We start from the raw sequence: 7,571 nt of genomic DNA, 5'->3' as shown, positions 1-7,571 counted from the left end.
CAACAGCGGCCGGAAGTCCAAATATTCTCTGGAGTCACGGCAATCCTAAAACATAAAAATCATTAGTTCAATCTATATAGCTGACATTTTATTGAGTTATAGTCTATTAACAATAAACCACACCTGCAATGAAATAGCCACACCGTGGTTCTAGTAATTTCGCTAATATAATACTATGATTACGATGAATGGGTTACCGATAGAGATTTATGTCGAGCGACACCTTATAAAGTGAGAAATGAATGGAGATGAAATCTATGATTAGAGTTGCGAAATTGGAGGATAGAAAAGATATATCCAAATTATTGATGCAATTAGGCTACCCGGACACCGAATTTTTTATTAAAGAGAACATGGAAAGGCTTCTTGCTGACCCCAATGAAGAATTGATGGTTTATGAAGCTGAAGGAAGGGTTACTGCCTGTATTTCCCTGCATTATATCCCACAATTGGGTATGAAAGGAGATATCGCATCAATTAGTTATTTTGTTGTGGACTCTTCTATTAGAAGTAAAGGAATTGGAAAGGAATTAGAGGAATTTGCCTCTGCCTCTTCCAGAAAAAGGGGATGTGACAGTATCCAAGTTCATTGTCATTCCAGAAGAATAGATGCTCATAAATTTTATGAGAGACAAGGTTTTAAGGAGGCTCCTAAGTACTTTTCAAAAATGTTAGACAAATGACAGACCACTTTTAGTAAATAAACAGCAAAGTTTTATTAGAGAGCTAAAGAGAGCGAGTGGTTCAGAGTACCCAAAAGCCGTTCAACTAACGGGAAACATTAGTTTAATAACAATAGCGGCAGTCTAAGACTTATTTATCAAGTCTTGTTCTGCCGCTGCTACTTTTAATGAGTCAGTCCAATACTTATTTATTAAAAGTTAACGATTATCAAACTCAGAAACCGTGTCAAATCAACAAATACAGTCTAACACTTTATTTTCTTTTAACATAGACGACGCCATCTTTGACGCTGCCTACCCTGGCGGCGGCCGCGACAAATACCACCCCAAAATGCTCACCAAAGTCATCATCTACGCCTACACCCAGCGCATTTATTCCTCCCGGCAAATCGCCAAAGCGGTCCGGGAAAACATTCCCTTTATGTGGCTGGCGGGACGGCAACGCCCGGATTTCCGCACGCTTAACCGCTTTCGTTCTCAGCGGATGAAGGACGTCCTTGAAACCGTATTTACCGCCGTGCTTCAGTTTCTGGCGGACGAGAAATACATCTCCCTGGAGCATTATTTTGTGGATGGAACCAAAATCGAGGCGAACGCCAATCGCTACACCTTCGTATGGGGTAAAGCTGTTAGTAAACATAAGGCCAAGCTGCAAGCAAAGGTACATGCATTGTTTGTCGATATTGAGGCCGTAGAGAAACAAGAAGAACAGGAACACCGTGGCCAGGACCTGAGCGAACTTGGCGAGTCCGCCGAGATCGGCAGGGAGAAACTCGAACAAATGACCCAGGCGCTAGAGTCGCAACTGCTGGAGAAGCCCAAGGACAAACCACTGAAAAAAGCCGTTCAGAAGCTTCGCAAGGATTTGATGCCCAGGCTGTTAAAGTACGAACAGTATCAAGTACTGCTCGGTGACCGGAACAGCTTCAGCAAGACAGACCCGGATGCAACCTTTATGCGGATGAAGGAAGATCACATACGAAACGGTCAGCTCAAACCGGGTTACAATGTACAGATCGGAACCGAATACCAGTTTATATTAACATACAGTCTACATCCAAGACCTACCGATACCCGTTGTTTATGGCCGCATATGGAAAAAGCAAGGCGGATCTTGGGGAAACTTCCGCAGACGGTGATTGCGGATGCAGGCTACGGTAGTGAAGAGAACTATGCGTATTTGGAAAACGAACACGTGAAGGCCGTGGTCAAATACGGTAGCTACCACAAAGAAAAGAGCAAAGCGTGGAAAGAGAATATTGGAAAGATTGAGAACTGGACGTACGATGAAGCCGAGGATACATGGAAGTGCCCAGCCGGACAAATGCTGCATTTCCGCAAAGAAAGCAAGGAAACGTTAGAGAGTGGATATGAAATTCGAAAACGTCATTATCGTAGCGAAAGTTGTGACGGTTGCCTACTGAAGGAACGTTGTACAAGGTCGACAGGAAATCGGGAAGTCGTCGTCAGTTTGGAACGACTGCGATACCAGAAACAGGCTCGGGAAATTTTACGGAGTGAAGACGGTTACGCCTTGGCTGTGCGGAGGATGACGGAACCGGAAAGTGTGTTTGAACAACTGAAGAATAACCGGGGATTCCGGCGCTTCCTGCTTCGAGGGATGGAGAAAGTGACCCTCGAAGTCGGTTGGCTTTCCCTTGCCCATAATCTGCTAAAGCAAGCAGCCAATGACCAAAAACGCAAAGCAGCGATCCTCCAATAACGGGAGAATCGCTGCCTTGCTATCGTTTTACGGTTTTTAAAACAAAAGAACGGTCCCATTCGTAGAAAATTCTACTTATGGGACACCCCCGCTTCGGAAGCATATGTTTTTAAAAGGACGGCGAAGCCGTTTCCACTTGGTGCGCCAATGGGGATGCCATTAGCAGGACAGAACGAGCAAAAGGGTCTACTTTGTATTTAGCTTTGTGGAACGATATCCGTTTTGGATTTCAGGTAGTCCAGAGCATTATAGAGCATAACAGCTGCTTCAGCACGTGTAATTTCACTTTTCGGATGGAACTTGCCGTTGGCATCCAGAGTGTTGATCTTGTATTTCAGCGAGCGCTGAATGCTGCCCTGGAAAGACGGGTTCAAGGCATCCGCATCTGAAATGTCGGCAGGGACAATGTTGATCATAGGCAGATTGCCCACTTTTTCTATACCCTGAATCAGCAGATTTGTGAATAATTCTTTGGTCATTGGCTTTGCAGGGTCGATATCTGCAGGAATTTCAATCCCGTTGTAGTGGGCGTTGATAAAAGCTTCCGCGTACCAGGCGTTGTCTTTAACCTTGGTGAACGTGCTGCTGGCGAGCGGCGCCTTGTTGAAGTCGATAGCTGCAAGGCTTAGCTGAAGGCCGCCTGAGATGAACTGTATGCCCTGAGCGGTGGTTACCTTGGCGCCTGGAAGGAACTGGGTGTCAGAGATGCCCTTGATCAGGCCTTGATCCTTAAGGGAAATGATTTTGTCTTTGCCGGTAACGCTGTCAATATCCTTGAAGCTGCTGTCAGCGGCAAAGATGGGACCGGCGAGTGAGAAAGTAAGAAGCGATACACTGGTGATCGCTGCAAAAGCGCTCTTTTTGAAGTTCATATTGTTGTCCACCTTTGTCTATAGGATTCAGGCCGCTTGGCCTTATACAACTCCTTAGACGCGACAGTTTATGGAAAGGTTGCAGACCCCTAAATTTAGTCAACGGGAATATAAATCGTGATGCGCATGTGATCTGGAAAAGTTGAGTTCACCACATCCGTGATTTCAAAGTCGGGGCCATCCCGACGTTCATAGCCGGAATTCGGCAGCCAGGTTCCATAAATATAGTTGCGGGTCGTTGCAGTGAGTGAGGCGGGTCCATAAGCTTTGAACATCACATACTTTCCTGCAGGGAGAACCAAATGGGTGTAATTCCCGTCCGGCAATTCTGCACTTTCCGTTACTGCCTCACCTACGATGAAGGAGAAGTCGCCGTTGTCCTGATAATCACAAGAAATGCCGTAGGACATTCCCGGAGAAACCTTATCCGGTATAGGCATAAACCGTCCGTTTCGTCCAAAATCATCGTAGAATCCGGGAATATCTTCATAGTGGCCGTCTCCGTTCAGGCTGGTTTTGTATCTATAGCCGATAATAGGGGTGTCATCTAGCTGAATCATGGTTGGTTTGTCCATTCGTTCTACATCTCCTTCGGTATTTTTTTGCAGCTCCAGAAAGTTGATCTTGTGCTGGGATTCGGTGGTCAGATCCAGAGATTTCCGGTACTTGCCAGGAGTCATACCTGCGTAGCTTTGAAAAGCTCTAGTGAAGGCTTCCTGGGACTGATATTGGCAGGCCAGGGAAATTTGCAGCACACTTTCGCTGGTGTGACGCAGCAGCTTTGCCGCTTCGGTGAGTCGCCGCTTGCGAATGTATTCGTGTACGGTAAAGCCGGAAACCGCCAGGAACATACGCTGGAAATGGAAGGGGGAAAAGCAGGCTTTGCCGGCAATCTCAGCAATCCGCAGTTCGTCCTGCAAATGATCTTCAATGTAGTCCAGCGACAGCTGAATTCTGTGATAATAACTCATCTGTTTCATCCCTTTACAAGTGGAGTACAAAGTCTATTATGGAATATTCTTAATATTTTTTTTTGATGGTTTGTGCGAAATTTGTAAACGTAATGGTATAATCATGTCAGGCCCTTTTCTTTGGTGGGTATTTTTGTTATGCTTAATTCGTAACGATTACTAATTATAATCGCAATCCTCGCTTCCGGAAAGGTGGGAGACCTAAGGTGAACCCGATTGTTAATATCAGTCAGCAATTTGCTGCACAAAACTATAAATTGACTCCTCAGCGAGAAGCCATTGTCAAAGTCCTGCTGGATAATGAGAAGGACCATTTAAGTGTGGAAGAAGTATATATGCTGGTTAAGACCAGCTATCCGCATCTTGGTCTTGCGACGGTGTACCGGACTCTGGAACTGCTATGTGAACTTCATATTGTGGAAAAGATGAATTTTGGCGATGGGGTAGCACGATATGATTTGCGCGGTGACGATCATGCCCATATGCACCATCACCTGATTTGCAATGTATGCGGCAGGCTGGAGGAAATCAAGGAAGATTGGCTTCATGACCTGGAGCTCCGGCTGGAACAAGAATATGGATTCAATGTTACGGACCACCGGCTCGATTTCAAAGGAACCTACAATACATGCAAACGGAACGGCTGCAAAGGAGAAAAGGATTGCCAGGCGGTCTCATGAGGTTGGTGCTGGTATGAGTCATCCGGCAGATGAATGAATTAGCATGGGTGGAATTTCTGCCCACAAGTAGAAACGGCATTTCAAGAGCCTGCACATTGCGCTCTGAAATGCCGTTTTGATTTTTTAGGGCCTGGAGGGTACAAAAGATTTGATCCATGTTCCGAAGCTTCCCGGATTGCGGGACTGCACCAGCACAACACCTTCGCCGCGGAACCGGCAGACCAGGGCTTCCCCGCTCGTTAAGCTGTTCAACCAGCCGGAGGCTGCTTTTTCCACCTTGTAATCCATATAATCCGGCCAGGCCACCAGATGTCCGTTATCAATGATCATTTCCTCGCCCGGTTCCAGGTTGATGGCATGTATCGCTCCGAACGATGAGAGGAACACCGTACCGCTGCCGCTGATCTCAATGATGAAGAATCCTTCCCCGGAAAACAGCCCGCGCGTCAGATTCTGCATTTTTGTATTGACCTGAATACCATGGGTCCCGGCGAGAAATCCGTCCTTTTGTACAAATAGCTTGTACGATCCGTCCAGCTCTATGGCCTGAATGTCACCAATGGATCCCGGAGAGAGCAGGACTTCACTTTGCCCTCTTGTCGCCGTCAGTTCCTGGAAGAAAAATTTCTCCCCGCTCAGCATTCTTCCGAGTCCCCTCATTATGCCGCCGTCCACAGTACCTCTAATTTCCACATTGGGGGACATGGCGACCATCGCACCCATCTCTGCTTTGACACTTTCACCAGGATTCAAATATACCTTAAGCATAGCAAAAGCACCTTCGTACAATACATCGTATTTCATGAATTCCCTCCGCATCTGTGGTTACTGGCTTTCCCAGTACTCCACGGTTTTGCCCATTCTCCGGGCGTACTCAATCTCTTTGCGTGTACTTTCACCGATATACCCATTCACATGAATGACCATAATTCCGTCTGACATTTTGATTTTGCTGTAATGGAGCTGTTCGAACAGATGCGCTTGATCCGCTGAAATATGAATGCCCTCGCTCTGTTCAAAGAATCCCAGACTCAGCACGATTACGCCTTGGCGGGTTAAAGCGGCATTTGCGGCCTCGAACTGTGGTTTGAACTTGGTCGATCCGCATAGGGTAATGATCCTTGGACGGTCGCAATTCTTCATGGAATCTTCCTTTTTAGGGATAGGCTTGTACCATCAAGAATACTGTACCCGAAGCTGCTTGTGCAAGCGGACGCCGGCAGGCGTAATGATTATAATCAACTTTACCGGGAAATCTACAAACGAATATGTTAAAATTAAAATATCAACAGGTCTAGACACCAATCTACTGAACATTCAGACTAAAAAAGGAGTGCAAGCGCATATGGCACGCACAAAAACACAAAAAGCTCTGCTGAGGGCAGAACGCTCCGGCACCTGGTGCGCGGAACGAAACCGCAGGCAAAATGATCAGTACGGCGTGATATCCCAGCATGTCCGGGTCACCCCAAGCAAGCAGCAGAAACTGAATAAGGTCAAACACAAGGAGCGGATCTTTCAGGATGGCGCTCCTTTTGCATGTCTGGAGAATAAAGCTAAATTCACCATCATTGGGGTGTAAACCTTGATTCGCCAGTCCAGGCTCAGCGGGATTGGATTACGGCAGTGAGGTCATTTCGGTCTGCCGGCTATACGCACGGTATTGCTTGGGTGACATCCCGAAACGTCCCCGGAACAAACGGTGGAAATAGGTATAATTGGCAAAGCCGCATGTCTCAGAGACATGCTCCAGCGGCATAGGGCTGAAGGTGATCCTCTCCCGTGCCATATCCAGTCTGACGTCGTTTACATACTTGACAATGGTGGTGCCAAAAGCCTCCTTGAACAGATGAACCGCGCGGGAGACCGATATATCCACATGTCCGGCCACATCCTCAAGACGGAACGGATAAGCAGCATGTTCCTCGACATATTGCTTCATGCGGTACGCCAGATAGCCCTTGGGTGAAACCGCTGGCTGTTCAGACATTAGGCGGTCGATTTCCAGGCACAAAATCTGCAGATAACAAGCAGAGATCTCTGGTGAAGGATTGGACAAACGGCGCTGCTCCAGCACGATTTGGCGGAATAGGCCCAGGAAATAGTCGCTGAGCGGCATGTGGAGAACCAGCGGGCGCTGCTTGCGGGTCCACCATTCTTCAATCCAGGGCCCTCCGCAGAAAATATGATAGTCACCACTTTCAATACGGGGCTTCCCCACGGGATAGCTCTCTTTGTCGATACTCAGATAATAGGGATCGCTTGGTGCGAACAACATTAGATCGCCGCTCTCTACGGTGGTGAGAACACCATCAACCATGGTCCGGCTGCGTCCTTCAGTCTGCAGACGCAGGAGATAATACTGAACGCTGTCGCCACCCGACATATGGAAGGGCTTGCGGTGAACTGAGAATCCGGCTGACAGGATGTGGCATGGTGCTGTTTGTGTCATAGGTCCTCCTGTTGATGGAATAGGATATTGAAATGATAAGCAGATTGTTCATGTTTTAATCATATTCTTCATTTTATTATATACGCTTTCATATTACTATGGACCTGAGCAAAAAACATATAAATGATGTGGAGGGGGCTTTATAGCGGCTCTGAAAGCTACATAGGTACACATATGGAACATGAAGGAT

Annotated in this window: 9 protein-coding genes; 4 read left to right on the top strand and 5 right to left on the bottom strand. The window is 47.0% G+C overall.

The features are described 5' to 3' along the window. Positions 1-257: 257 nt before the first annotated feature. Complete coding sequence (locus A3842_RS07485) at positions 258-683, top strand: GNAT family N-acetyltransferase (protein WP_074088681.1); 426 nt, start codon at positions 258-260, stop codon at positions 681-683. 223 nt (positions 684-906) lie between these two features. After that, positions 907-2,406: an IS1182 family transposase gene (locus tag A3842_RS07480; protein WP_074100941.1), complete on the top strand. Its 1,500-nt coding sequence runs from the start codon at positions 907-909 to the stop codon at positions 2,404-2,406. A gap of 197 nt (positions 2,407-2,603) precedes the next feature. Here the strand turns inward: A3842_RS07480 and A3842_RS07475 are convergent, their stop codons facing one another. Both A3842_RS07475 and A3842_RS07470 read right to left on the bottom strand, forming a co-directional pair. Further along, on the bottom strand, positions 2,604-3,278 hold the full coding sequence (locus A3842_RS07475) for an S-layer homology domain-containing protein (RefSeq protein ID WP_074100940.1): 675 nt from the start codon (positions 3,276-3,278) through the stop codon (positions 2,604-2,606). A 95-nt stretch (positions 3,279-3,373) separates the two neighbouring features. Then, on the bottom strand, positions 3,374-4,249 hold the full coding sequence (locus A3842_RS07470) for an AraC family transcriptional regulator (RefSeq protein WP_074100939.1): 876 nt from the start codon (positions 4,247-4,249) through the stop codon (positions 3,374-3,376). 206 nt (positions 4,250-4,455) lie between these two features. On the opposite strand from A3842_RS07470, the gene A3842_RS07465 reads away from it, so the two are divergent. Beyond that, a complete protein-coding gene (locus A3842_RS07465) occupies positions 4,456-4,929 on the top strand; it encodes a Fur family transcriptional regulator (protein WP_074083647.1) in 474 nt (157 codons plus the stop codon). Between the two features lie 123 nt (positions 4,930-5,052). Here the strand turns inward: A3842_RS07465 and A3842_RS07460 are convergent, their stop codons facing one another. Then, entirely contained in the window at positions 5,053-5,733 is a 681-nt protein-coding gene (locus tag A3842_RS07460) for a TIGR00266 family protein (protein WP_074100938.1), read from the bottom strand. 21 nt (positions 5,734-5,754) lie between these two features. Next, on the bottom strand, positions 5,755-6,072 hold the full coding sequence (locus A3842_RS07455; RefSeq protein WP_074083645.1) for a hypothetical protein: 318 nt from the start codon (positions 6,070-6,072) through the stop codon (positions 5,755-5,757). Between the two features lie 202 nt (positions 6,073-6,274). Between A3842_RS07455 and A3842_RS07450 the strand changes: the two genes are divergently transcribed. Further along, entirely contained in the window at positions 6,275-6,511 is a 237-nt protein-coding gene (locus tag A3842_RS07450) for a hypothetical protein (RefSeq protein WP_074100937.1), read from the top strand. Positions 6,512-6,547: 36 nt separating this feature from the next. Here the strand turns inward: A3842_RS07450 and A3842_RS07445 are convergent, their stop codons facing one another. Further along, complete coding sequence (locus A3842_RS07445) at positions 6,548-7,381, bottom strand: AraC family transcriptional regulator (protein ID WP_074083644.1); 834 nt, start codon at positions 7,379-7,381, stop codon at positions 6,548-6,550. Between the last annotated feature and the right edge of the window lie 190 nt (positions 7,382-7,571).

It is taken from the genome of Paenibacillus sp. P3E (assembly GCF_001909045.1).
GTDB classification, from domain to species: domain Bacteria; phylum Bacillota; class Bacilli; order Paenibacillales; family Paenibacillaceae; genus Paenibacillus_AQ; species Paenibacillus_AQ helianthi.
The sequence above is the reverse complement of the archived record's forward strand: the minus strand, read 5'-3'. Positions and strand labels throughout refer to the sequence as shown.